Genomic DNA, 24,435 nt, shown 5'->3' with positions numbered 1-24,435 from the left:
CATCAATAGGGATCAACGTAAAACGGGATGCCGAACAAGGGCATCCCGCAATTCAATACAACGGTCAGAACTTGACGGTCAGCCCCGTACGCAACGTTCGCCCCGGCGCGGGCATGAAGCTTTGGGCCAGCGGGTCCAGGTAATAGACGTTGGTGAGGTTCTGTACCGAGAAATCCAGCTGGGTGCCTTTGACGATTTCGAAACTGGCGAACAGGCCGTAGATCGCTGACTTGCGGTAGTACATCTGGTTCGTGGTGATGCCGTTGTTCCAGGACTTGTCCAGTTTGGCGGTGGGCGCGCTGTTGTAGACCATGCGTCCGCCGAGGACGAGGCGGTTGTCGAACCAGCGGCTGCCCAACGTGGTGTTCACTGAATACTTGGGCGGGTTCTGGGTGTTGGTATAGGAACCGGGGAAGCCGCCGTCCACGCAATTGGGGGTGGAGGGGTTGTCTTCTTCGCGTAGTTTCTTCGCGATGTCCGGCGCGCAGGTCTTGGCATTCAGGTAGTAGGTGGCTGAGATGTCAGTGAACACCCGGCCCATGTCGTAGCTGGTTTGCAACTCGATGCCCTTGACCGTGAAACTGTCGACGTTCTGCAGGTTGCCGGCAAAGATGTCGGTGTAGTCTCGGGTGATGTAGTTTTCGATCTCGTTGTTGAAGTATGCGAGTTTGGCCGCGGCGGTATCGCCGTCAATCAGTACGCTGTTTTGCAACGTACTGGCGCCGAATTCCCAATTCTTGCTGCGCTCGGGCTTGATGCCATCGGTCGGCACGGCGGCCGTGAACAGGCCCAGGGTCGACTCGAACAGGCTCGGCATGCGCACGCCTTCGTTGTAGTTGAGGTAGACGAAGCTGTTGTCGGTCAGGTTCAGCTTTGCGCCGAAGGACGGTGCGAACGCCTGGTCCTGCCGTTCAATGGGCGGCGCGAAGGTGTAGCTGGTCGGTTTGCGGTCCGGGCCGAACGTGGCCGGGCTGGCCTTGCGGTTGTGGTCCTTGCTGCTGAACTCGCTGTAACGACCGCCTGCGGTCAAGGTCAGTCGCTTGATCGGTGACCATTCAAGCGACGTCACCAGGCTGCTTTCTTCACGTTCGCCGCTGCGGATGAAGCGGTTCTTTTGCAGGTCCGACAGCAGCACCGGCGAGTTGTCATCGGGGCCCAGGTCTTCGGTCTGGTAGGAACCGCCGTAGGTCCAGGCGAACTTGCCTGCACGGGTGTCGAAACGCGAGGTGTTGCTCAGGTCCACGCCCCAGCGCTTGTCCTTGGTGCGGTTGCGCAGGGCGTCCTTGTAGGTATCGCCGAGCGGGTCGGCATCGTCTTCATGGCCGTAGAGCGGCGTCACCGTGACCAGGCCATTGAAGGCTTCGCTCTGGGCTTTGGTGGCCCAGACGTTGGCGCTCAAATCCACCAACGGATTGTCTTCGGGCTTGTAGGTGTAACGCGCGGTGTAGGCGTTGATGCGCATGCTGCCCGGGTCCCATTGCGGCACGCTGCCGCTGGTATTGCGGATGACCTGCGACGGCATCACTTCGCCGTAATGACCATCGGTGTAGCGGTAGGTCAGCTCCAGTTTCTGGTCCGTCGCTGGTTTGATAATGGCTTTGAGCAGCACCGACTCGGTGTCGGTCGAGGTGTTGAAGACTTCGCTGTCAGGCTTGAAGAACTTGGCCGCGCTGTTGGCCTCCTGGGTGACGTAGATGTACTTCCGGGTCTTGGGGTCGTACTTGCGCACCTGCTGAAACACCTGATACTTCTTGAAGCCCTTTTTACCGGCGTAGTAGTTGCCGCTCTGGCGCTGGGAATAGGCCGCGACGAAATCCACCGTCTCGCTGCTGCTGGCGAATGCCACGCTGCCGGAGTGGGCCGGGGAACCGTCCAGGCCGTTGCTGCCATGGTGCGGCGTGGCCTTGTAGGTGCCGGGCGCATTTACGCTGTTGCTCGACAGGTCACCCTTAAGGCGCACGCCGTAGGTTTCGCCGTCCTTGAGGATGTCCTTGGGTTGCAGGGTTTTCATTTTGACCATGCCGCCAATGGCGCCCGCCGCGTCGGCGCCAAGGCTGGGGCCCTTGTCTACGCTGATTTCACTGATCAGGTCAGGGTCGATATAACTGCGCTGTTGCATGCCGCTGTAGCCACGGTAGGCATCGATGGCTTGTTGGCTGCCGTCGATGGTCACCGGCACCCGGCTCTGGCCTTGGATACCGCGGATGTTCACGTCCAACGCGCCGCCATTGCGCGCATCGCCGGTCTGTACGCCGGGCACGCCCTTGAGGATGTCGGCGGGGGAGGAGCCACGGAAGCGGTTGATGGTCTCGCCGGAGATAAACACGCTGGAACCGGCTTTGGTGTAGACCTGCGCGGCAGCACCGGTCAGGCGGCTGGTCTCGCCGCCCTTGATCGTCACGGGGCCAAGCAGTTCCGCATCGTCAAAGTCATTGACGCCTGCGTTGGCGGCATCACGACGGCTGAGAATGAGGCTGCGTTGGCCGTCGATTTTCCAGTTTACCGGTGCGTTGCCGAGTAAGCGTTGCAGGGCTTGCTCTTGTGTGAAGTTGCCGCGCAAGGCCGGGGCTTGCATACCATCCACCAGCCCGGCTTCCAGGCCCAGTTGCAGGTTGGCCTGTCGAGCGAAGGCGCTCAATGCGGTGGTGAGCGGTTGGGCAGGAATGTCGAAGAACCGTGTCGCCTGATCACTCGGCGTGCCGGTAGCCTCTGCGGCCAATGCCTGGGACGGCTGGAAAATCGTGCTGTGGATAGCAGCACAGAGGATGGCCAGTGCCAACGGTGCAGGTGATCGGTGACCCATGTTTCGTCGCCTTCGTGTTTGGTATTACGATTCATTCGCAATACTGGGAGCTACAAAGACGAACACCTGCGCGGTTTTTTTCAGGGCAATGTATTTATTTTTCTACATTCGATTTTTTGTGGCTGATGACCATGAGCAGCGGCGAGTACTCGCGAACCTCGCCGCCAATCGGCGCGACCAACGCCTGTAGCGCACGCCGGGTATCGCGTAGGTCGTAGAGGCCGGTGACGCGCTTGCTGGCCAGGGCCGGGTCGTTGATCACAATCCAGCCCCGCTGGTAGCGCTCCAGTTGCTCGACGACTTGGGCGACGCTGACGTTCTCGAAGAATTGCGTGCCATTGATCCAGCCCGCCACTTCTGTGGGCGCCACCGACGACTGCGTTGCCGTGCCTTGTTGTCGGTCGATCCACAGCCGTTGTCCGGCGCTGAGTCGATACTGCTTGTTCACGCCCACGCTGCCGTCGCGCACTTCCACGGCCAGGCCGTTGTGGCTGCGGGCTACGTCGAAAGCGGTGCCCAATACGCGCACCACGTCATCGTCGCTGCGCACCTCGAAGGGTTTTTGCGCGTCATGGACGACATCAAAAAACACCTCTCCTTGAATCAACGTGACCTGGCGCTGCGCACCGTCAACGGTCACGTTCACCGAGCTTTGCGGTGCCAGCGTCAGGCGGCTGCCGTCGCTCAGGACGACCTCTCGGGTTTCGGCGGTGGCGGTGCTGTAGTCCGCGCGCCAAGCGGGGTTGAAGACCAGCGCCGCGCCGACCGCCAATACGCTGATACACGCAACGGCCAACCACGGCAGGCGAGCGCGCGTTGGGCGCGGCCAGTGTTCATGGGTGGTGGGCGCCTGCTGATCGAGCGCATCCATGGCGCGATTGACCTGGGCCCAGGCCTCGAAATGCGCCTCGTCACTGTGCAGCCAACGGTCGAATTCCTCGAAACGTTCGGGGTGGGCTTGCAGGTCCAGCAACCACTGGCCGGCGTCTTCGAGGCTGCGTGCCGAGACATTCCTGGGCGGGTGGGCATCATGCATAGGGGCGTTCCTTACTGTGCGCGCCCTGGATGGCGACGCTCGAAGCCAGGTGAACGATGGCGTCCTTGACCAGGCGATGGGCGGTGGAAAGCGAAATATTGAGATGATCGGCGGTTTGCTGCAACGTGAACCCGCCGAGGCGATGCATCTCTACGGCGATGCGCATTTGTTCCGGCAGGCTGGCCAGGGTCGCGGCGATACGGCTGGCATCGTCACTGTGCACCACCCGTTGTTCCGGCGACAACTCCTGGCCAGGACGCATCCATTGTGCAGGGGTTTTCTGCTGGCGCTTCTCGGTGGCCTGGCGGCGTACGGCGTCCAGCGCCAGGTTGCGCACGACCCGGTAGAGGTAGGCCAGCGGCTGTTCGACCGGGTCATCCGTGCTGCCGCAAAAGCGCAGGAATGCATCTTGCACCACGTCTTCGGCGCGTGCGTGGTCGCCCACCACAACCTTGGCGTAGTTGATCAGGGCGGGGCGATGGTCGAGGTAGAGTTGCAGCCTGGCGGCGTTGTCGGTCACAGCGAAACTCGAAAAGAGATCAGAGCCTGGAGCGCCGCGACGTTAATTTAATTGAGAGTAATTATCAATAGCGAGTCGCGACGGTTGCTTGCAGGCAAGGTGGACCGCTATTGTGCTGAATCCTTTTAGTCCTTCCCCCCAAGGATATGTTGTGATGAATGCACCACGTACTGCTGTCCCGATCAAGGCTGTGATTTTCGATATGGACGGGTTGTTGCTGGACACTGAAGGTATCTACACCGAAGTCACGCAGATCATCGCCGAACGCTATGGCCGCACCTACGATTGGAGTATCAAGCAGCACATCATCGGGCGCGGTGCCCAGGATCTGGCTGACTACGTGGTGAAGGCGTTGGACCTGCCGATCACGCCCGCCGAATTCCTGACAATCCGTGAGCCGCTGATGAGCGAGCGCTTCCCAAAGGCCCTGGGCATGCCCGGCGCTGAAGCCTTGGTGCGGCACTTGAAGGCGCACAATATCCCGATTGCCGTGGGCACCAGTTCGTCGCGCAATTCGTTTGGTCACAAGACCACCTTGCACCGCGAATGGTTTGGCCTGTTCGACACCATCGTCACCGCTGACGACCCGGAAGTCGGCGCCGCCAAACCCGCGCCGGACATCTTCCTCACCGCCGCCCGCCGCCTGGGCGTTGCGCCCGAGGATTGCCTGGTGTTCGAAGACTCACCGTTTGGCGTCACCGCGGCCAAGGCTGCACACATGACCGCCATCGCCGTGCCGGACGAAGCCATGGCCGACAGCAAGTACCACCATGCTGACCAGATCATCCGCAAGCTCGCGGACTTCGATCTGGCAGCCTATGGCCTGCCGCCCCTGCGCTGAACAAACGCGGTCAAAAAAATGTGGGAGCTGGCTTGCCTGCGATGGTGATCTCAAGATCGCTATCGCAGGCAAGTCAGCTCCCACATTCGTTATGCGCTGAAGCCACCATCAATGGTCAAGCTTGCACCGGTGATGTAGCCCGCTTCCGGCCCTGCGAGGTAAGCCACAAAGCTGGCAATTTCCTCGACATGCCCATACCGACCCACCGCCATCAAGCCAATCAAACTCTCGGCGAAATCGCTGTTCGCCGGGTTCATGTCGGTATCCACCGGCCCAGGCTGCACGTTGTTGATCGTAATACCTCGAGGCCCCAGGTCCCGCGCCAGGCCCTTGGTCAGCCCCACCAGCGCCGCCTTGCTCATGGCATACGGGCCACCACCGCCAAACGGCATGCGCTCGGCATTGGTGCTGCCGATGTTGATCACCCGACCCCCTTCACCCATATGCTTGGCCGCTTCCTGGGTGGCGATAAACACGCTGCGTACGTTGATCGCCAGGGTCTGGTCAAAATCTTCCAGCTTGAAGTCTTCCAGCGGCGCGATGGCCAGCACCCCGGCGTTGTTCACCAGGATGTCCAGGCGGCCAAAGGCTTCGACCGTGGCGTTGACCGCGTTGCGGATCGCACCGGCATCGGCGCTGTCTGCGTGGATCGCCAGGGCTTTGCCGCCTTCGCTGATCACGCTGTTCTGCAATTCTTCAGCCTTGGCGGCCGAGCTGACATAGGTGAAGGCAACCGCTGCGCCCTGCGCCGCGAGGCGCTTGACAATGGCGGCGCCGATGCCGCGAGAACCGCCTTGAATCAAGGCGACTTTGCCGCTGAGGTTCTGTGTGGTCATGTCGATCTCCTAGCTGTTCAAGGCGGGATGCCTTGTTGTTGGAACCGAGTATCGACCTCGCCAGCCCCTCCCGGTAGACCGTGATTGCTATAGTCTGTGTAAACCAAAAGTTTAGAGTGGGTCGATATGGAAAGCTTTGGCAGTATCGAATGCTTTGTACGCAGCGCCGAAGGTGGCAGCTTTGCGGAGGCTGCGCGGCACCTGAGCCTGACCCCGGCAGCCGTCGGCAAAAGTGTCGCCAAGCTGGAGGCGCGCCTGGGGGTCAGGTTGTTCCAGCGTAGCACTCGGCGTCTCACCCTGACTGAAGCCGGGAAACTGTTTCTGGAAGAGGTCAGCGGCAGTCTCACCACCATCCAGAATGCGGTGGCCAACCTGGCCAGCGCCGAAGGGCGGCCGGTAGGAACGCTGAAGGTCAGCATGGGCACTGTGTTTGGTAATCGCTATGTGGTGCCGCTGCTGGGGGCGTTCATGCAGCGCTTTCCTGACATCAGCCCGGATTGGCATTTCGATAACCGCCAGGTGGACCTGATCGGCCAAGGTTTCGATGCCGCCATCGGCGGTGGTTTTGAGCTGCCCCAAGGGGTCGTGGCGCGCAAGCTCGCACCGGCGCATCGGGTACTGGTGGCTTCGCCGGATTACTTGGCACAACGTGCAGCGGTATTAACCCCGGAGGACCTGGCGCGCTGCACGGGCATCCTTATCCGCTCACCGCAAACCGGCCGCGTCCGCTCCTGGCAATTGACCAGCACCGAGCGTGAACACCGCCCGCTGGTGCTCAAGCCAGGCATGACCATGAGCGACTCCGAAGCCGCTTGCTGCGCCAGCGCCCAGGGCCTGGGCATCGCGTTGGTAAGCATGCCCATGGCCGTGCCGTTCCTGGACAGTGGCGCGGTGGTGCGGGTGCTGCCCGACTGGTACGTCGACGACGGCAACATCTCCATTTACTACGCCGAGCACAAACTGTTGCCCGGCAAGACCCGCGCGTTTGTGGAGTTCATCATCGAGCAGTTTGCCGAGCAGCAGTTGAACCAGCGTTTCAGCGCGGCCAACCGATGACTTTTTTCGGCCTCGGCGTCGCATAGGTCCTGATCTTCGACGTCGACAACCCCAACCGCACCAGCGATTCGGCGATGGTCACGGCGGCGGTCACACCGTCCACCACCGGCACACCGGTGCGCTGACGTATCTGCTCATCCAGCCCGGCCATGCCACCACAGCCCAGGCAGATTACCTCGGCCTTGTCTTCGCTGATGGCCAGTTCGGCCTGGCGCACGATGGCTTCCATGGCCGCCAACGGATTTTCTTCCAACGCCAGCACCGCCATGCCACTGGCCCGTACCGAGGCGCAACGCTGGTACAGGCCGGCCAGTTTCAGGCGGTCTTCGATCAACGGCACGGTGCGGTCCAGGGTGGTCACCACCGAGTAAGCGTGGCCCAGGAACATTGCGGTGCTGGCGGCGGCTTCGGTGATATCCACCACCGGTACGTTGAGCAATTCCTGCAAGCCTTCACGGCCATGCTCGCCGTAGCCGGCCTGGATCACCGCGTCGAACGGCTGGTCGTAGGCCATCACCCGGTCCATCACTGCGATGGCCGCCAAGTAGCTTTCGAAATTTCCCTCCACCGACTCCGCGCCGAAGTAGGGCGTGAGCCCGACAATCTCAGTGCCGGGCGCAGCCACGGCGCGTGCCTGCTGGGCGATGGTTTCAGTGATGGATTCGGTAGTGTTGACGTTGACCACGAGGATACGCATGGAAAGTCCTTGATTAATGACTGACGTTATCGACTGCAATGCTTTCGCCGCTGACATCGGCGTAGAACGGCTGGCGCTTGGCGATCAGCAGGTACAGCACCCCTGCAATACCGGCGCCAAACATCCAGGAAAACGGTGACACGCTGGCGAAACCGGGCAGCAGCGCCAAGAGAATGGCAATCACCGCTGCGGGAATAAACGCCGCCACTGCGCGTAAATTGACCCCACGGCTGTAGTAATAAACGCCATTCGGGTCTTCGCTATACAGCTGCAACACGTCCACCCGGCTTTTACGGATCAGCCAATAATCGACCATGATCACGCCATACAACGGCCCCAGCAGGGCGCCCAGGCCGGAAAGGAAATACACGATCACCAACGGGCTGTTGTAGAGGTTCCACGGCAGGATCAGCACCGCCACGGTGGCGCTGATCAAACCAGCACGGCGGAAGTTAAGGTACTTGGGCGCCAGGTTGCTCAGCACAAAGGCCGGTGCGACGAAGTTGGCCATGATGTTCACGGCCACGGTGACGATCAGGAACGCCAGGCAACCCAGTACCAAGAAGAAGGTATTCGGGATAGCCGCGATGATTTCAGTGGGGCTTTCGATCACCCGGCCATTGAGCTGGAATTGCCCCCCGCACAGCAGCACGGTGATCACGGCAAACACCAGGATATTCACCGGCAAGCCCCAGAAGTTGCCGACCTGGATGGTCTTGCGGCACGGCGAAGAGCGGGCGAAGTCGCAGAAGTTAAGGATCAGCGTGCCATAGATCGCCAGCCACAGCGCGCCACCGGCAAAGATATTGCGCCACATCTCGCCACCGCTGAGCGGTTCGCGGATCGACCAGGCGATGTTGCCGCCGGTCTGGAAATACATCCAACCGGCCAACGACGCCACCGTCAGCAGAATCACCGGCCCGGCGAAGCCTTCGTAGCGGCGCACCATCTCCATGCCGTAGGCCAGGATCACCAATTGCACTAGCCAGATCGCCACGAAACAGGCCCAACCGAGGGACGACAGGCCGAGAATCGAGTTGTGGTCGTAGTCGGCAAAACCCGGATGAATGGCCGTCAAAAGCACGCGGAAAACTACCGAGGCCAGGTAGGTCTGGATACCGAACCAGGCAATCGCAATCACCGCTCGGATCAGCGCCGGAATCTGCGCGCCATGAATGCCGAAGCTGATACGGCTGATCACCGGGAAAGGCACACCGGTCTTCTGGCCCATGTAGCCCGACAGGTTCATGAAGAAGTACACCAGCGCCGCGCCAATCCCTAAGGACAGCAGAATCTGCCAGCCGCCCAGGCCCAAGGCATACAAGCCAATGGCGAAGGAGTAGTTGGCGATGTTGTGCACGTCATTGGTCCACAGCGCAAAGATGCTGTAGCGCCCCCAGCGACGGCCTTCGACCTTGGTGGGTGCCAGGTCCTTGTTGTGCAGCCGTGGGCTGAGCACCAGCGGACCGGGCTCGATGGCTTCGGGCTTCAGGGAGGAGGGCAGATCCAGTGCGATGTTATTCGAGAGGCTTGTACGCATTCCGGCAGGCTCCAGCGCATCGGCAGCCAAGCCGCAGATGGCAAAGTGTATGTAGGTTTTGTATTTATTGTATACAAAGCGCATTTCACCTTAAGCCACTTGCGTGCCAGTTTTTGATCTATGAAAGCTGTAGGTAATTTCGTTTTTATAGGTGTAAGAAATAACTGGCTGAATTCAAAGCGATATAAATTGACCGTTTGAACAGCTATTTATTTTGTTGGGTGAAGAGTGTGCAAAACAGCGAGGGGAGTGAGGCGGGGAAGAATGTAACTTTTCGGTGCGGAATTTTATAAGTGCACACAAGAATGGCACTAATGGTGACATTCTTGTGTACAGGTCGAGGGTCACGCCTTGCTGATGATATTCCCCGCGTGCAGCCCACATTCCTTCTGTGTGGCTTCTTCCCACCACCAACGGCCTTCGCGTTCGTGCTGGTTCGGCAGCACGGGGCGGGTGCAGGGCTCGCAGCCGATGCTGATAAAGCCGCGCTCATGCAGGCTGTTGTACGGCAACTCCAGCATGCGGATGTAACCCCAGACTTCCTCACTGGTCATCTGCGCCAGCGGGTTGAACTTGTACAGGGTGCGTTCCGGGGTGGAGAAGGCAGTGTCGATTTCCAGCGCCGCCACCTGGCTTCGGGTGCCGGGGCTCTGGTCGCGGCGCTGGCCGGTGGCCCAGGCGCTGACGCCGGAGAGCTTGCGGCGAAGCGGTTCGATCTTGCGTACACCACAGCATTCGCCATGGCCGTCTTTATAGAAGCTGAACAGGCCTTTTTCTTTGACGAAGGGTTCCAGCTTGCTCTGGTCTGGCGAGATCAGCTCGATGTCAATTTTGTAGAACTCGCGCACCTGCTCGATGAACCGGTAGGTCTCCGGGTGCAGACGGCCGGTGTCGAGGCTGAACACCTTGACGTTCTTGTTCAGCTTCCAGGCCATGTCCACCAGCACCACGTCCTCGGCGCCGCTGAAGGAAATCCACAGGTCATCACCGAACTGGCTGAACGCCAGCTTGAGAATGTCCTGGGCAGATTTGTTGGCGTAAGTCGCGGCGAGTTCAGCGACGTCGAAGGCTTGGTTCATCAGGACGGTTCCTACAGGTCAGTGGCGCTGAGCGCTCTATAGGGGAGCGATGGTATCAAAATCCGCTCTGCGTTGCGGCGGCGAGCTTGAATCGCTAGAGTTCGGCAGTCCTTTTGCTCGCTCAACCGACAACATCAACAATGGGAGTGTCTTGTGGAAATTGCCTGTCTCGACCTGGAAGGGGTGCTGGTTCCGGAAATCTGGATCGCCTTCGCCGAAAAAACCGGTATTGAATCCCTGCGGGCCACCACCCGGGACATTCCCGACTACGACGTGCTGATGAAGCAGCGCCTGCGCATCCTCGACGAACACGGGCTCAAGCTCGCCGACATCCAGGCAGTCATCGCGACCCTCAAGCCGCTGGACGGCGCCATCGAGTTCGTCAACTGGCTGCGCGAGCGCTTCCAGGTGGTGATCCTGTCCGACACCTTCTATGAATTCTCCCAGCCGCTGATGCGCCAACTGGGTTTCCCGACCTTGCTGTGCCACCGCCTGATCACCGACGAAACCGATCGCGTGGTCAGTTACCAACTGCGCCAGAAAGACCCGAAGCGCCAGTCGGTATTGGCCTTCAAGACCCTTTACTACCGGGTGATCGCCGCCGGCGATTCCTACAACGACACCACCATGTTGGGTGAAGCCGACCGTGGGATTCTGTTCCATGCGCCGGAGAACGTGATCCGCGAGTTCCCGCAGTTCCCGGCGGTGCATACCTTTGAGGACTTGAAGAAAGAGTTCATCAAGGCGTCGAATCGGGCGTTGAGCCTCTAAATTACACTGGTGTGGGGCCATGCCTTCTGTGGCGAGCCCGCTCGCCACAGTAGATCTCTCAATTACAGTCCTTCGAGTGTCTCCAACAACACCCGCACCTTGGTCAGCGACTCCTGATACTCCGCCTCCCACTGCGAATCCGCCACAATTCCGCCGCCGCCCCAGCAGCACACCTGCCCATCCTTGACCAGCAAACTGCGAATGGCGATGGAGCTGTCCATCTCGCCCCGCACGTCCAAATACACCAGCGACCCGCAGTACAACCCGCGTCGCGTCGGCTCCAGTTCGTCGATGATCTGCATCGCGCGGATCTTCGGTGCGCCAGTGATGGAACCACCTGGGAAGCTGCCGGCGATCAGGTCGAGGGCGTCTTTGCCATCGGCCAGTTCGCCGATGACGCTGCTCACCAGGTGGTGCACGTTGGGGTAGCTTTCCAGGCTGAACAGCTCCGGCACGCTCACCGAGCCGGTGCGGCAAGTGCGGCCAAGGTCGTTGCGCAGCAGGTCGACGATCATCAGGTTCTCGGCGCGGTCCTTGGGACTGGCCAGCAGTTCGGCGGCGTTGGCGGCGTCTTCTTCGGGTGTCAGGCCGCGGGGGCGGGTGCCTTTGATCGGCCGGGTTTCGACGCGGCGCTCGCTGATATGCACGAAGCGCTCGGGCGACAGGCTCAGCACCGCGCCGTCGTCCGGCAGGCTCTGGAACCCGGAGAATGGCGTCGGGCAGGCTTCGCGCAGGGCGCAGTAGGCAACCCAGGGATCGCCCGCACACGACGCGCGGAAGCGCTGGGCAAAGTTGACCTGGTAGCAGTCGCCGGCCTGGATGTAGTCCTGGATGCGCACGATGGCCTGGCGATAGGCCTCGGTGGTGAGGTCCGCAGCCATGGGGCCGTCAAGCTTGAAGGTCGCCGCGTGGTGGGCGACCGGCTGGCCGAACAGAGTGATCAAGCGCTGCCGTTCGCTCTCGGCCAGGGCCGGATGAAACACCAGTTGGCTGGTCTGCGCCTGGTGGTCACTGATCAATGCCCAGGCATACAACCCGAACCGCGCGTCTGGCAGGTGCAAATCGTCTGCGGCAAGGTGCGGCATGTGTTCAAGATGGCGACCAAAGTCATAGCTCAGGTAACCAATCAGTCCACCCGCAAACGGCAGCTTATAGCCAGCAGGCAGATCCGCCTTGCCCAACTGCGTAAGATTTGCCCGCAAGCGTTGCAGGAAATCAACACCGCTTTCGTCGGGCGATACCGTCAATGTCGCTTGTGGCCAGGCGCTTAACAGGTCATAACGCCCGCGCTCGGCTGCCGGTCGTCCGCTGTCCAGCAGCACCGCGCCAGGCGCATGGCGGATCGCCGCAAAATACGCAGCGGGGTTGGCCCGATAGGGCAACGGGTGTACGGAACAGGTCGACATGCGAGGTGGGTCAGCCGTTGGCGTGGGGGTGGGGGATTGTAGCCCCCCGAAGAATTTGGTCCTAGAGCGCGGTTCAAATGTGGGAGCGGGCTTGCTCGCGAATGCGGGCTGTCAGTTGATACATTCATTACTGATCCACCGCATTCGCGAGCAAGCCCGCTCCCACAGGGGACAGTGTTTAGCCCTCAACCGGCGGAATATGCCCAAACATTTCCTGCACAAACTTCACCCGCTCCTCCGGCGTTTCCGTCACGCCAGCGGCTTTCAGTGCTTCCAGCCGTGCTTCCACCGCATGCGTTCGCAGGGTCAGGCCGCAGTCGTTGGCAATCTGGATATTCAGCCCTGGCCGCGCATTCAACTCAAGAATCAGCGGGCCTTTCTCTTGGTCCAGCACCATGTCCACGCCGATGTAACCCAGCCCGCACAGCTCGTAGCAGCCCGCCGCGAGCTTCATGAAACCGTCCCAGTTGGGCAGTTGCACGCCGTCCACCGCGTTGGTGGTATCGGGGTGTTTGGTGATGATGTTGTTCAGCCAGGTGCCACGCAGGGTCAGGCCGGTCGCCAGGTCCACGCCCACGCCGATGGCGCCCTGGTGCAGGTTGGCCTTGCCGCCCGACTGGCGCGTTGGTAGGCGCAGCATGGCCATGACCGGATAGCCCATCAACACGATGATGCGAATGTCCGGCACGCCTTCATAGCTGATGCTCTTGAAGATCTGGTCAGGCACTACGCGGTATTCGATCAACGCACGGTCGCGGTGGCCGCCCAGGGAATACAGGCCGGTGAGGATGCTGGAAATCTGATGCTCGATCTCTTCATGGCTAATGATCTTGCCGGACACCGTGCGATAGCGCCCTTCAAAGCGGTCCGCCACCACCAGGATGCCGTCGCCGCCGGCGCCCTGGGCCGGTTTGATCACGAAGTCGCTGCGCCCGCCGATGATGTCGTCGAGCTTGTCGATTTCCTTCTCGGTGGAAATCACCCCGTACATCTCCGGCACATGAATACCGGCGGCCAGGGCGCGCTCTTTGGTGATGATCTTGTCATCCACGATCGGGTACAGGCTGCGCTTGTTGTACTTGAGCACGTAGTCGGCATTACGCCGGTTGATGCCCATGATCCCCCGCGCTTCCAGGGCTTTCCAGGTCTTCCAGAAGCCGAACATTACTGGTCAGCCTTCTTGAGGAAAGCCTTGAAACGCACCAGCTCGGTCAGGCGGTAGCCGCGATAACGACCCATGGCCAGCATGAAGCCCACCAGGATCAGCAGGATCGCCGGGAAGGTGAACACGAAGTAGATCAGCTCCGGCACGCTCATGATGATGTGCGCAAGCGATGCGGCGAACAGCGTACCAATCGCCACTTTCAGCGCATGGTTGGCGCCGCGCTCTTCCCAAGTGATCGACAGGCGTTCGATGGTCATGGTCAAGATCACCATCGGGAACAGCGCCACCGACAACCCACGCTCCAGCCCCAGCTTATGGCTGAACAGGCTGATGGCCGCGATCAGCACTACCACGAAGGTGAGCACCACCGACAGCCTCGGCAGCATCTGCAATTTCAAGTGTTCCAGGTACGACCTGAGGGACAGCCCCAGCGCCGTGATAATCGTGAACAGCACAATCCCGAAGCCCAGTTGCGTCTCGCGGAACGCCAGGGCGATCAGCACCGGCGTGAACGTGCCCAGGGTCTGCAGGCCGATCAGGTTGCGCAGGATCAGAATCACCAGCACGCCAATCGGGATCATCACCATGATCATGAAGGTCTGCTGGGTTTGCAGCGGCAGGCCGTACAGCGAGTATTCGAGGAAGTTGGCGTCGGTGTTCTCGTCCGTCAGCTTGGCCAGGCGAATCGCGTTCATTTCGCTGTTGTTCAGGCTGAAGGTCACCATGGCCTTCTTGCCGCCATCGACGGTGATCAGGTTTTCATCACCGGTCCACCACAGCAGGCGGTCGGTGGGCAAACCTTGTTCGCCGGTTTCAGGGTTGAAGTACAACCAATCATTGCCGTTGAAACTGCGCAGCCACAGTTCCGGGGTTTGCGGCTGGTCGGCCACCAGGCGGATGGTGTGGACCTTCTCCACCGGCACATGGGCGATGGACAGCAGCAATTCGACGATCTTGGCCTTGTGCGGCGTGGACGGATCACCCGCCAGCAGCAGCTTCACATTGTCGTCATTGAGGTTGTTGGTGCGCTTGATGGCTTCGCTGATAAAGGTCTCGACGTCGGCCGAGTGCTGGCGGATCGGCGCTAACAGCGCTTCGGCGGCGATTTTCTCCGGGCCTTCCACGGCAATGCTGTCGCGGAAGGTCGGGCCCTTGACCTTGACCTTTTCACCGCTGTAACGCTTGGTGAGGACCAGGCGGTAATACAGGGTCTGGTTGCCTTTGGCGCGGCGTGCCGACCAGGTCACCTTGCGGTTGCCATCGGTGCGGTTGACGCTCACGCCGTAGTTGTTAGAAATAAAGCTCTCGTTAAGGCTGACGAAGTCGCGGCTCAAGGGCGGCACGAACATCTGGATCTTCACCGGGTCTTTCGGGTTGGCGACGAACTCGACCTTGGCGTCGATGTTCCACAAGTCGTCGGTGGCGTCCTCGGTGACGGGGATCCCCAGCACGAAGATCTGGTAGGCGGTGACCGAAATACCCAGCACCACCAGGATGGCGATCAGGATTTTCAGGTGCAGGGTCAGAGAGCGCATTCGGTTTACTCGGCGGTATGAGCGTCGGCGGCGCAGGCGGGTTTGCCTGCTGCGTATTTAAGACTGGGGTCGACCAGCGCATCAAAGCGTTTAAGCGCTTCGGAGCCGATCAGCAGCGGGTATTGGAATGCGCTACGGTCAGTCAAGTTCACTTCGATGCTGCGTAAAGCGGTGCCCATGCAGATATCCAGGGCAATCACCGGACGGGCGGTGTAGTTCTTGTCCTCATCGGGGTCGTAGTCACCGGCGCGGCGCTTGATCTTGCTGACGCGGGCCAGGGGGCGTTCGATGGGATGGGAATGGGCGGTGTCGATGGCCAGGTAGAAGCGCACCCAGGATTCGCCGTTGCGCTTGAAGCGCTTGATATCACGGGCACTGAGGGAGGCGGTCTTGGCACCGGTGTCCAGTTTGGCGGCGACTTCCAGGTCGATCCCGGCCAATTGGGCGTATTCGTTGAGGCCGTACACGGTCTTCTCGGCGGCGACGCCAAGGCCCGGTGCGGATAACAGGAAAATCAATAGAAGGAAGGGCTTGAGTCTCATAAATCCCGAGGCGGTGCAGTGCGATGTTCAATTCAAGGCGACTGGCATTACTGCGCAAGCTCCCTCGTGCGCCGTTTCATCTCGCGATGTCAGGCAAAAGTGCCGGGCATTCTAACATGATGCTTTTTTGGCGCCAGCGCTGGCAGGCGGCCATGCCCTGCAAGGGTGCAGCAGCGGTTATTAGACGATTGTCGACAATGTGTATTTATTCTTTGACTATCCAGGGCTGATTGGCTAGTTTTTGCGGCATTGCTTTTAAAGGTGTCGACAATATGCTGGATCAGCTGGAATCCCCAGTGGTGGCGCAAGACGATTCCCAGACCATGTCCGAGAACGTCTTCCGGCGTATCCAGGCCGCCATCGTCAAGGGCGAGATCGCCCCCGGCAGCAAGATCTCCGAGCCGGAACTGGCGCGCACCTATGGCATCAGCCGTGGCCCGCTGCGCGAGGCGATCCACCGCCTGGAAGGCCAGCGCCTGCTGGTGCGCGTGCCGCATGTCGGCGCGCGCGTGGTTTCGTTGAGCCATGCCGAGCTGATCGAGCTCTATGAAATCCGTGAGTCCCTCGAAGGCATGGCCTGTCGCCTGGCCGCCGAGCGCATGACCGACGCGGAAATCGAAGAGCTGCGCCAGGTGTTGCACACCCATGAACGCGACGAAGCCTTCCAGGCCGGCCTGGGTTATTACCAGCAGGAGGGCGACTTCGATTTTCATTACCGGATCATTCAAGGCGCCGGCAACCGCACCCTGACCCAAATGCTCTGCGGCGAGCTGTACCAGTTGGTGCGCATGTACCGCATCCAGTTCTCCGCCACCCCCAATCGTCCACGCCAGGCCTTTGCCGAGCACCACCGCATCCTTGACGCGATTGCCGATCGCGACGGTGAACTGGCCGAACTGTTGATGCGCCGGCATATCGGCGCATCCAAACGCAACATTGCCCGTCACTTCCCCGACGGCGCTGCCCAATCACGAGGTGAATGATGAGTTCCAATAATAAGACGACTCCCGGCCAGCGTTTCCGTGACGCGGTCGCCAGCGAGCAGCCTTTGCAGGTGGTCGGTGCGATCAATGCCAACCACGCGTTGCTGGCCAAGCGCGCCGGTTTCAAGGCGATCTACCTGTCTGGCGGCGGTGTGGCTGCCGGTTCCCTCGGCGTGCCGGACCTGGGGATTACTGGACTGGATGACGTGCTGACTGACGTGCGCCGCATCACTGATGTCTGCGACCTGCCGCTGCTGGTGGATGTGGACACCGGTTTCGGCTCCTCGGCGTTCAACGTGGCGCGCACGGTCAAGTCGATGATCAAGTTCGGCGCGGCGGCGATCCATATCGAAGACCAGGTCGGCGCCAAGCGCTGCGGTCACCGTCCGAACAAGGAAATCGTGTCCCAGCAGGAAATGGTCGACCGCATCAAGGCCGCCGTGGATGCGCGCACCGATGACAGCTTCGTGATCATGGCGCGCACTGATGCCCTGGCGGTGGAAGGTCTGGAGTCCGCCCTGGAACGTGCCGCCGCCTGCATCGAAGCCGGCGCCGACATGGTGTTCCCGGAAGCCATCACCGAACTTGAGATGTACAAGCTGTTCGCCTCCCGTGTGAAGGCCCCGATCCTGGCCAACATCACCGAGTTCGGCGCCACGCCGCTGTACACCACCGAACAATTGAAATCGGCCGATGTTTCCATCGTGCTGTACCCGCTCTCGGCCTTCCGCGCCATGAACAAGGCCGCCGAAAACGTCTACACCGCGATCCGTCGCGACGGCACCCAACAGAACGTGATCGACACCATGCAAACCCGCATGGAGCTCTACGATCGCATCGACTACCACACCTTCGAGCAGAAGCTCGACGCGCTGTTCGCAGCCAAGAAGTAAAGAACAGCCTCCCTAATAAATTCAAGATTGGAGAACCGACATGGCTGAAGCAAAAGTACTGAGTGGTGCCGGCCTGCGTGGCCAGGTGGCCGGGCAGACCGCATTGTCCACCGTGGGCCAAGCAGGCGCCGGCCTGACCTATCGCGGCTATGACGTGCGCGAACTGGCCGCCGATGCGCAGTTTGAAGAAGTCGCCTACCTGCTGCTGTACGGCGAATTGCCGACCAAGACCGAACTGGCTGCCTACAGCGCCAAGCTGAGCAAGCTGCGCGACCTGCCGCAAGCGCTGAAAGAAGTGCTGGAACGCATCCCCGCCGACGCCCACCCGATGGACGTGATGCGCACTGGTTGCTCGTTCCTGGGCAATATCGAGCCCGAGCAAGACTTCAGCGTGCAACGCGACGTCACCGACCGCCTGCTGGCCGCCTTCCCGGCGATCATGTGCTACTGGTATCGCTTCAGCCACGACGGCAAGCGCATCGATTGCGTGACCGACGAGCCTTCCATCGGTGGCCACTTCCTGCATTTGCTGCATGGCAAGAAGCCGAGCGAGTTGCACGTCAAGGTCATGAACGTTTCGTTGATCCTCTACGCGGAACACGAATTCAACGCCTCGACCTTCACGGCGCGGGTGTGTGCTTCGACCCTGTCCGACCTGTATTCCTGCGTCACCGCCGCCATCGGCTCCTTGCGCGGCCCGTTGCATGGCGGTGCCAACGAAGCAGCTATGGAGATGATCGAGCGCTTCTCGTCCGCTGAAGAAGCGGTCGAAGGTACCCTCGGCATGCTGGCGCGCAAAGACAAGATCATGGGCTTCGGCCACGCGATCTACAAAGACAGCGACCCGCGTAATGAAGTGATCAAGGGCTGGTCGAAAAAACTCGCTGATGAAGTAGGCGACACGGTGCTGTTCCCGGTCTCCGAAGCCATCGACAAGACCATGTGGGAGCAGAAGAAACTGTTCCCCAACGCCGACTTCTACCATGCCTCGGCGTACCACTTCATGGGCATCCCGACCAAGCTGTTCACGCCGATCTTCGTGTGCTCGCGCCTGACTGGCTGGGCCGCGCATGTATTTGAGCAGCGCGCCAACAACCGCATCATCCGTCCAAGCGCCGAATACACCGGCGTAGAACAGCGCAAGTTCGTGCCAATCGAACGTCGCTGAATGGAGAAACCGCTGATCCCGGGGTGAAACCGGATCAGAAATGTGGGAGCGGGCTTGCTCGCGAAAGCGGTGTGTCATTCAACACACCTGACGACGGTTAAACCGCCTTCGCGAGCAAGCCCGCTCCCACCTTTTGATCGCATTCTCTCCCAGGATCCGTGGGCTCCTTTTGCAACCACCGTGACCGAGTCCTGACGATGAACACTGAATTTCGCAAACCGCTCCCCGGCAGCCGCCTGGATTACTTCGACGCCCGCGCGGCAGTTGAAGCAATCACCCCCGGCGCCTACGCCACCTTGCCTTACACCTCCCGCGTGCTCGCGGAAAACCTGGTGCGTCGCTGCGACCCGGCCACCCTCAACGCGTCCCTGAGCCAACTGATCGAACGCAAGAGCGACCTCGATTTCCCGTGGTTCCCGGCGCGTGTGGTGTGCCATGACATTCTCGGCCAGACCGCGCTGGTCGACCTCGCCGGCCTGCGTGATGCCATCGCCCAGCAAGGCGGCGACCCGGCCCAGGTGAACCCGGTGGTGCCGACCCAACTGATCGTCGATCACTCCCTGGCCGTCGAAGCCGGTGGTTTCGACCCGGACGCGTTCGAGAAAAACCGTGCCATCGAAGACCGTCGCAATGAAGACCGTTTCCACTTTATCGAGTGGACCAAAAAGGCTTTCAAGAACGTTGACGTGATCCCGCCGGGCAACGGCATCATGCACCAGATCAACCTGGAGAAAATGTCCCCGGTGATCCAGGTGCGCGACGGCGTGGCGTTCCCGGACACCTGCGTTGGTACTGACAGTCACACCCCGCACGTGGACGCCCTGGGCGTGATCGCCATTGGCGTCGGCGGCCTGGAAGCCGAGAGCGTAATGCTCGGCCGCGCCTCCTGGATGCGCCTGCCGGAAAGCGTCGGCGTGGAACTCACCGGCAAGCTGCTGCCAGGTATTACTGCCACCGACATGGTGCTGGCGCTGACTGAGTTCCTGCGTAAACAGAAAGTGGTCGGCGCCTGGCTGGAGTTCTTCGGCGAAGGCGCTTCGGCACTGACCCTCGGCGACCGTGCAACCATCTCCAACATGGCCCCGGAATACGGCGCTACGGCGGCGATGTTCTATATCGACCAGCAAACTATCGCTTACCTGAAACTCACCGGCCGTGAAGACGAACAAGTCACCCTGGTGGAGCAATATGCCCGCCACACCGGCCTGTGGGCAGATGACCTCAAAGGCGCGCGATACGAGCGCGGCCTCACCTTCGACCTGTCCAGCGTCGTGCGCAACATGGCCGGGCCGAGCAACCCGCATGCCCGCGTTGCCACCAGCGACCTGGCGTCCAAGGGCATCTCCGGCCAGTGGGACGAAGTGCCGGGGCAAATGCCCGACGGCGCGGTGATCATCGCGGCCATCACCAGTTGCACCAACACCAGTAACCCACGCAACGTGATTGCCGCAGGCCTGCTCGCACGCAATGCCAACCAACTGGGGCTGACGCGTAAACCTTGGGTCAAATCCTCCCTGGCGCCCGGCTCGAAAACCGTGGCCATGTACCTGGAGGAAGCGGGCCTGGGCCATGAGTTGGAAAAACTCGGCTTTGGCGTGGTGGCATTTGCCTGCACCACTTGCAACGGCATGTCCGGGGCGCTCGACCCGGTGATCCAGCAGGAAATCATCGACCGCGACCTGTACGCCACCGCCGTGCTGTCGGGCAACCGCAACTTCGACGGGCGTATCCACCCGTACGCCAAGCAAGCGTTTCTGGCGTCGCCGCCGCTGGTAGTGGCCTACGCGATTGCCGGCACCATCCGTTTCGACATCGAAAAAGACGTGCTCGGCCTCGACGCCAACGGCAAGGAAATCCGCCTGCAGGACATCTGGCCGAGCGACGAAGAGATCGACGCGGTGGTCAAGGCCTCGGTCAAGCCGGAGCAGTTCCGCGCGGTGTATATCCCGATGTTCGCCATCCACGAAGACACCGGCCCGAAAGTCGCACCGCTGTATGACTGGCGCCCCCAAAGCACCTATATCCGCCGTCCGCCGTACTGGGAAGGGGCGCTGGCCGGGGCGCGGCCGCTCAAGGGCATGCGCCCGCTGGCGGTGCTGCCGGACAACATCACCACCGACCATCTGTCACCGTCCAACGCGATCATGCTCGACAGCGCCGCTGGCGAATACCTGGCGAAAATGGGTCTGCCGGAGGTGGACTTCAACTCCTACGCGACTCACCGTGGCGACCACTTGACGGCGCAGCGCGCGACCTTTGCCAACCCGAAACTGTTCAACGAAATGGTGATTGAAAACGGCAAGGTCAAGCAAGGTTCCCTGGCGCGGATCGAGCCGGAAGGCCAGGTCACGCGGATGTGGGAAGCCATCGAGACCTACATGGAGCGCAAGCAGCCGCTGATCATTATTGCCGGTGCCGACTACGGCCAGGGCTCGTCCCGCGACTGGGCGGCCAAGGGCGTGCGCCTGGCCGGTGTTGAAGCGATTGCCGCTGAAGGTTTTGAGCGCATCCACCGCACCAACCTGGTGGGCATGGGCGTGTTGCCGCTGGAGTTCCTGCCGGGCACCGACCGCAACACCCTGAAGATCGATGGCAGCGAAACCTATGACGTGGTCGGCGCACGCACTCCGCGTGCGCAGTTGACGCTGGTGATCAACCGCAAGAATGGCGAACGTGTCGAAGTGCCGGTGACCTGCCGCCTGGACACCGCCGAAGAAGTGTCGATCTACGAGGCGGGCGGCGTGTTGCAACGTTTTGCTCAGGACTTCCTGGAATCGGCGGCGACGGCCTGAGGGGGCACCATGGCACACGTAGCGCAAATCAAGATCCCCGCCACCTACATGCGTGGCGGCACCAGCAAAGGCGTGTTTTTCAGCCTCAAGGACCTGCCCCAGTCGGCGCAGGTGCCGGGCGCCGCACGCGATGCCTTGCTGTTGCGGGTGATCGGCAGTCCCGATCCCTACGACAAACAAATCGATGGCATGGGTGGCGCCACCTCCAGCACGAGCAAGACGGTGATCCTGGCCAAAAGTACCCGCGCCGAGCATGACGTGGACTACCTGTTTGGCCAGGTTTCCATCGACAAGCCGTTCGTGGATTGGAGTGGCAACTGCGGCAACCTGTCGGCGGCGGTCGGTTCCTTTGCCATCAGCGCCGGCCTGATCGACCCGGCCCGCGTCCCGCACAACGGCGTGGCCGTGGTGCGCGTGTGGCAGGCCAATATCGGCAAGACCATCATCGCCCACGTGCCCATCACCGACGGTGCGGTGCAGGAAACCGGTGATTTTGAACTGGACGGCGTGACCTTCCCGGCCGCCGAAGTGCAGTTGGAGTTCATGGACCCGGCGGCGGAAGAAGAGGGCGGCGGTGGATCGATGTTCCCCACCGGCAATCTGGTCGACGACCTGGAAGTGCCCGGCGTCGGCACCTTCAAGGCCACACTGATCAACGCCGGCATCCCGACGATCTTCATCAACGCCGAAGACCTCGGCTACACCGGCACCGAGCTGCAAGGCGCGATCAACAGCGATCCGAAAGCCCTGGCCATGTTTGAAACCGTACGGGCCTATGGCGCGTTGCGCATGGGCCTGATCAAGCACCTGGACGAAGCCGCCCAGCGCCAGCACACGCCGAAGGTGGCGTTTGTGGCCAAGCCTTTGGACTACGTGGCGTCGAGTGGCAAGGCGATCAAGGCCGGTGATGTGGACCTGCTGGTGCGCGCACTGTCCATGGGCAAGTTGCACCACGCGATGATGGGCACCGCCGCGGTGGCGATTGGCACGGCGGCGGCGATTTCCGGGACCTTGGTCAACCTGGCGGCGGGTGGCGTGGAGCGCAATGCGGTGCGGTTCGGTCATCCGTCCGGCACCTTGCGCGTCGGCGCTGAAGCCAGCCAGGTCGACGGCGAATGGGTGGTGAAAAAAGCCATCATGAGCCGCAGTGCACGGGTGCTGATGGAGGGTTTCGTGCGCGTGCCAGGTGATTCCTTTTAAAGGCAGACAGTCAAGATCTGCCCCCGACAACCGTGAGCCCGAGGACTGACCCCAACCCCTTTTTGGAGTACTGCCATGAGCGCCAACGTCGACCAGAACAACCGCCCGGACTACGATCAGGTCCTGCAGGACATTGCTGATTATGTCCTCAACTACCGGATCGACTCCCGGGATGCGTTGGACACCGCCCGCAACTGCCTGATGGACACCTTGGGCTGTGGCCTACTGGCCCTGCGCTTTCCCGAGTGCACCAAGCACCTGGGGCCGATTGTCGAGGGCACGGTGGTGCCGTTTGGCGCGCGGGTGCCGGGCACGTCGTTTCGTTTGGATCCGGTCAAGGCCGCGTGGGACATCGGTTGCATCGTGCGTTGGCTGGACTACAACGACACCTGGCTCGCCGCCGAATGGGGCCACCCTTCGGACAATCTCGGCGGCATCCTCGCCGTGGCCGATCACCTGTCGCAGAAACGCGTGGCCAATGGCGATGCGCCGTTGACCGTGCGCGCGGTGTTGGAAGCGATGATCATGGCCCACGAAATCCAGGGCGTGATTGCCCTGGAAAACTCCTTCAATCGGGTAGGGCTCGACCATGTGCTGCTGGTCAAAGTCGCCTCCACGGCGGTCACCGCCAAGCTAATGGGTGCCAACCGTGAGCAGTTGCTGGCGGCGCTGTCCCATGCGTTTGTCGATGGGCAGGCGTTGCGCACTTACCGGCATGCACCGAATGCCGGTTCGCGCAAATCCTGGGCGGCGGGGGATGCATCGAGTCGGGGCGTGCGCCTGGCGGACATCGCCTTGCGTGGCGAGATGGGCATTCCGGGTGTCTTGAGTGCGCCGCAGTGGGGTTTCTACGATGTGCTGTTCAGCCACACCAACAAGGACCTGGCGCTCAAGCCGGAGGACAAGCGCGCGTTCAGCCTGTCCCAGCCCTACGGCACCTATGTGATGGAAAACGTGCTGTTCAAGATCAGCTTCCCGGCCGAGTTCCATGCGCAAACGGCCTGTGAAGCAGCGGTGACCTTGCACCCCTGGGTGAAAGATCGCCTGCAGGAAATCGAGCGCATCGTAATCACTACCCATGAATCCGCGATCCGCATCATTTCCAAAGTCGGCCAATTGGCCAACGCTGCCGATCGCGACCATTGCCTGCAATACATGACCGCCGTGCCGTTGGCATTCGGCAATCTGGTGGCCGAGCAGTACGAAGATGAATTCCACGCCGCCCACCCGATCATCGATCAGTTGCGCGACAAAATGGTCATCGTCGAAGACCCACGCTACAGCCGCGAATACCTGGAGGCCGACAAACGCTCCATCGCCAATGCGGTGCAGGTGTTCTTCAAGGATGGCAGCAGCACCGAGCAGGTGGCGGTGGAGTACCCGATTGGCCATCGCCGGCGCCGTGTGGAGGGCATTCCGTTGCTGGAAGACAAGTTCAAGGCCAACCTGGCCACACGGTTTACCGGACAGCGCAGTGCCGAGATTTTTGCGCTGTGCAAGGATCAGGCACGGCTTGAAGCCACACCGGTCAACCGGTTTGTGGACCTGTTCGTGATCTAGCAGACGACGCGG

20 protein-coding genes are annotated in these 24,435 nt (G+C 61.1%); 9 read left to right on the top strand and 11 right to left on the bottom strand.

The features are described from left to right. Positions 1–64 precede the first annotated feature (64 nt). The 3 genes from H096_RS20540 to H096_RS20530 all read right to left on the bottom strand — a co-directional run bounded on the left by H096_RS20540 (position 65) and on the right by H096_RS20530 (position 4,359). Entirely contained in the window at positions 65–2,803 is a 2,739-nt protein-coding gene (locus H096_RS20540) for a TonB-dependent receptor (protein WP_033901227.1), read from the bottom strand. A gap of 94 nt (positions 2,804–2,897) precedes the next feature. Further along, positions 2,898–3,839, bottom strand: a complete 942-nt coding sequence (locus H096_RS20535; RefSeq protein ID WP_033901226.1) for a FecR domain-containing protein — start codon at positions 3,837–3,839, stop codon at positions 2,898–2,900. Beyond that, positions 3,832–4,359 carry a sigma-70 family RNA polymerase sigma factor gene (locus H096_RS20530; protein ID WP_033901225.1) on the bottom strand — a complete coding sequence of 176 codons (528 nt, stop codon included), beginning with the start codon at positions 4,357–4,359 and terminating at the stop codon, positions 3,832–3,834. The genes H096_RS20535 and H096_RS20530 overlap by 8 nt, the downstream gene beginning before the upstream one ends. Before the next feature lie 154 nt (positions 4,360–4,513). Here H096_RS20530 and H096_RS20525 point away from each other — a divergent pair, with 154 nt between their 5' ends. Beyond that, positions 4,514–5,200, top strand: coding sequence for an HAD-IA family hydrolase (locus H096_RS20525; protein ID WP_016979237.1), 687 nt, complete (start codon positions 4,514–4,516; stop codon positions 5,198–5,200). A gap of 89 nt (positions 5,201–5,289) precedes the next feature. Here the strand turns inward: H096_RS20525 and H096_RS20520 are convergent, their stop codons facing one another. Beyond that, positions 5,290–6,036: a 3-oxoacyl-ACP reductase family protein gene (locus H096_RS20520; RefSeq protein ID WP_033901224.1), complete on the bottom strand. Its 747-nt coding sequence runs from the start codon at positions 6,034–6,036 to the stop codon at positions 5,290–5,292. Between the two features lie 126 nt (positions 6,037–6,162). Between H096_RS20520 and H096_RS20515 the strand changes: the two genes are divergently transcribed. Next, the gene (locus tag H096_RS20515; RefSeq protein WP_033901223.1) at positions 6,163–7,092 is read left to right on the top strand and encodes a LysR family transcriptional regulator; all 930 of its coding nucleotides are present in this window, start codon (positions 6,163–6,165) and stop codon (positions 7,090–7,092) included. Here the strand turns inward: H096_RS20515 and H096_RS20510 are convergent. The 3 genes from H096_RS20510 to H096_RS20500 all read right to left on the bottom strand — a co-directional run bounded on the left by H096_RS20510 (position 7,073) and on the right by H096_RS20500 (position 10,408). Further along, entirely contained in the window at positions 7,073–7,789 is a 717-nt protein-coding gene (locus H096_RS20510) for an aspartate/glutamate racemase family protein (RefSeq protein ID WP_033901222.1), read from the bottom strand. The two genes, H096_RS20515 and H096_RS20510, sit on opposite strands and share 20 nt — an antisense overlap. Before the next feature lie 13 nt (positions 7,790–7,802). Then, a complete protein-coding gene (locus H096_RS20505) occupies positions 7,803–9,329 on the bottom strand; it encodes an NCS1 family nucleobase:cation symporter-1 (RefSeq protein WP_033901308.1) in 1,527 nt (508 codons plus the stop codon). Positions 9,330–9,673: 344 nt separating this feature from the next. Beyond that, positions 9,674–10,408, bottom strand: coding sequence for a phosphoadenylyl-sulfate reductase (locus tag H096_RS20500; protein ID WP_003214958.1), 735 nt, complete (start codon positions 10,406–10,408; stop codon positions 9,674–9,676). A 153-nt stretch (positions 10,409–10,561) separates the two neighbouring features. Here H096_RS20500 and thrH point away from each other — a divergent pair, with 153 nt between their 5' ends. After that, positions 10,562–11,179 carry a bifunctional phosphoserine phosphatase/homoserine phosphotransferase ThrH gene (gene thrH / locus H096_RS20495; protein ID WP_016979242.1) on the top strand — a complete coding sequence of 206 codons (618 nt, stop codon included), beginning with the start codon at positions 10,562–10,564 and terminating at the stop codon, positions 11,177–11,179. 62 nt (positions 11,180–11,241) lie between these two features. Here the strand turns inward: thrH and pabB are convergent, their stop codons facing one another. The 4 genes from pabB to H096_RS20475 all read right to left on the bottom strand — a co-directional run bounded on the left by pabB (position 11,242) and on the right by H096_RS20475 (position 15,827). Continuing rightward, complete coding sequence (gene pabB / locus H096_RS20490) at positions 11,242–12,585, bottom strand: aminodeoxychorismate synthase component I (protein WP_033901221.1); 1,344 nt, start codon at positions 12,583–12,585, stop codon at positions 11,242–11,244. 178 nt (positions 12,586–12,763) lie between these two features. Next, the gene (locus H096_RS20485; protein ID WP_033901220.1) at positions 12,764–13,750 is read right to left on the bottom strand and encodes an alpha-L-glutamate ligase-like protein; all 987 of its coding nucleotides are present in this window, start codon (positions 13,748–13,750) and stop codon (positions 12,764–12,766) included. Next, a complete protein-coding gene (locus H096_RS20480) occupies positions 13,750–15,285 on the bottom strand; it encodes an inactive transglutaminase family protein (protein ID WP_033901219.1) in 1,536 nt (511 codons plus the stop codon). The genes H096_RS20485 and H096_RS20480 overlap by 1 nt, the downstream gene beginning before the upstream one ends. 5 nt (positions 15,286–15,290) lie before the next feature. After that, positions 15,291–15,827: an ATP-dependent zinc protease gene (locus tag H096_RS20475; protein WP_033901218.1), complete on the bottom strand. Its 537-nt coding sequence runs from the start codon at positions 15,825–15,827 to the stop codon at positions 15,291–15,293. A gap of 272 nt (positions 15,828–16,099) precedes the next feature. On the opposite strand from H096_RS20475, the gene H096_RS20470 reads away from it, so the two are divergent. The 6 genes from H096_RS20470 (at position 16,100) to prpD (ending at position 24,423) form a co-directional block, all read left to right on the top strand. Beyond that, positions 16,100–16,810: a GntR family transcriptional regulator gene (locus tag H096_RS20470; protein ID WP_033901217.1), complete on the top strand. Its 711-nt coding sequence runs from the start codon at positions 16,100–16,102 to the stop codon at positions 16,808–16,810. Continuing rightward, positions 16,810–17,703, top strand: a complete 894-nt coding sequence (gene prpB, locus H096_RS20465) for a methylisocitrate lyase (RefSeq protein ID WP_016979248.1) — start codon at positions 16,810–16,812, stop codon at positions 17,701–17,703. The genes H096_RS20470 and prpB overlap by 1 nt, the downstream gene beginning before the upstream one ends. 40 nt (positions 17,704–17,743) lie before the next feature. Continuing rightward, positions 17,744–18,871 (top strand): 2-methylcitrate synthase, encoded by a 1,128-nt coding sequence (gene prpC / locus H096_RS20460; protein WP_033901216.1) that lies wholly within the window; start codon positions 17,744–17,746, stop codon positions 18,869–18,871. Between the two features lie 197 nt (positions 18,872–19,068). Continuing rightward, positions 19,069–21,663: a Fe/S-dependent 2-methylisocitrate dehydratase AcnD gene (gene acnD, locus H096_RS20455; RefSeq protein WP_033901215.1), complete on the top strand. Its 2,595-nt coding sequence runs from the start codon at positions 19,069–19,071 to the stop codon at positions 21,661–21,663. Between the two features lie 9 nt (positions 21,664–21,672). Further along, positions 21,673–22,863, top strand: a complete 1,191-nt coding sequence (prpF, locus tag H096_RS20450) for a 2-methylaconitate cis-trans isomerase PrpF (protein WP_033901214.1) — start codon at positions 21,673–21,675, stop codon at positions 22,861–22,863. Positions 22,864–22,938: 75 nt separating this feature from the next. Next, complete coding sequence (gene prpD, locus H096_RS20445; protein ID WP_033901213.1) at positions 22,939–24,423, top strand: 2-methylcitrate dehydratase; 1,485 nt, start codon at positions 22,939–22,941, stop codon at positions 24,421–24,423. Positions 24,424–24,435: the final 12 nt, after the last annotated feature.

It is taken from the genome of Pseudomonas sp. FH1, assembly GCF_000510895.2.
Lineage (GTDB): Bacteria > Pseudomonadota > Gammaproteobacteria > Pseudomonadales > Pseudomonadaceae > Aquipseudomonas > Aquipseudomonas azotoformans_A.
Note: the sequence above shows the minus strand (reverse complement) of the source record. Positions and strands in the feature narration are given on the sequence as shown.

Coding starts and splice junctions, on each gene's coding strand:
- H096_RS20540 (WP_033901227.1), bottom strand. CDS start 2,803: ATGGGTCACCGATCACCTGCACCGTTGGCACTGGCCATCCTCTGTGCT.
- H096_RS20535 (WP_033901226.1), bottom strand. CDS start 3,839: ATGCATGATGCCCACCCGCCCAGGAATGTCTCGGCACGCAGCCTCGAA.
- H096_RS20525 (WP_016979237.1), top strand. CDS start 4,514: ATGAATGCACCACGTACTGCTGTCCCGATCAAGGCTGTGATTTTCGAT.
- H096_RS20520 (WP_033901224.1), bottom strand. CDS start 6,036: ATGACCACACAGAACCTCAGCGGCAAAGTCGCCTTGATTCAAGGCGGT.
- H096_RS20515 (WP_033901223.1), top strand. CDS start 6,163: ATGGAAAGCTTTGGCAGTATCGAATGCTTTGTACGCAGCGCCGAAGGT.
- H096_RS20510 (WP_033901222.1), bottom strand. CDS start 7,789: ATGCGTATCCTCGTGGTCAACGTCAACACTACCGAATCCATCACTGAA.
- H096_RS20505 (WP_033901308.1), bottom strand. CDS start 9,329: ATGCGTACAAGCCTCTCGAATAACATCGCACTGGATCTGCCCTCCTCC.
- H096_RS20500 (WP_003214958.1), bottom strand. CDS start 10,408: ATGAACCAAGCCTTCGACGTCGCTGAACTCGCCGCGACTTACGCCAAC.
- pabB (WP_033901221.1), bottom strand. CDS start 12,585: ATGTCGACCTGTTCCGTACACCCGTTGCCCTATCGGGCCAACCCCGCT.
- H096_RS20485 (WP_033901220.1), bottom strand. CDS start 13,750: ATGTTCGGCTTCTGGAAGACCTGGAAAGCCCTGGAAGCGCGGGGGATC.
- H096_RS20480 (WP_033901219.1), bottom strand. CDS start 15,285: ATGCGCTCTCTGACCCTGCACCTGAAAATCCTGATCGCCATCCTGGTG.
- H096_RS20475 (WP_033901218.1), bottom strand. CDS start 15,827: ATGAGACTCAAGCCCTTCCTTCTATTGATTTTCCTGTTATCCGCACCG.
- H096_RS20470 (WP_033901217.1), top strand. CDS start 16,100: ATGCTGGATCAGCTGGAATCCCCAGTGGTGGCGCAAGACGATTCCCAG.
- prpB (WP_016979248.1), top strand. CDS start 16,810: ATGAGTTCCAATAATAAGACGACTCCCGGCCAGCGTTTCCGTGACGCG.
- prpC (WP_033901216.1), top strand. CDS start 17,744: ATGGCTGAAGCAAAAGTACTGAGTGGTGCCGGCCTGCGTGGCCAGGTG.
- acnD (WP_033901215.1), top strand. CDS start 19,069: ATGAACACTGAATTTCGCAAACCGCTCCCCGGCAGCCGCCTGGATTAC.
- prpF (WP_033901214.1), top strand. CDS start 21,673: ATGGCACACGTAGCGCAAATCAAGATCCCCGCCACCTACATGCGTGGC.
- prpD (WP_033901213.1), top strand. CDS start 22,939: ATGAGCGCCAACGTCGACCAGAACAACCGCCCGGACTACGATCAGGTC.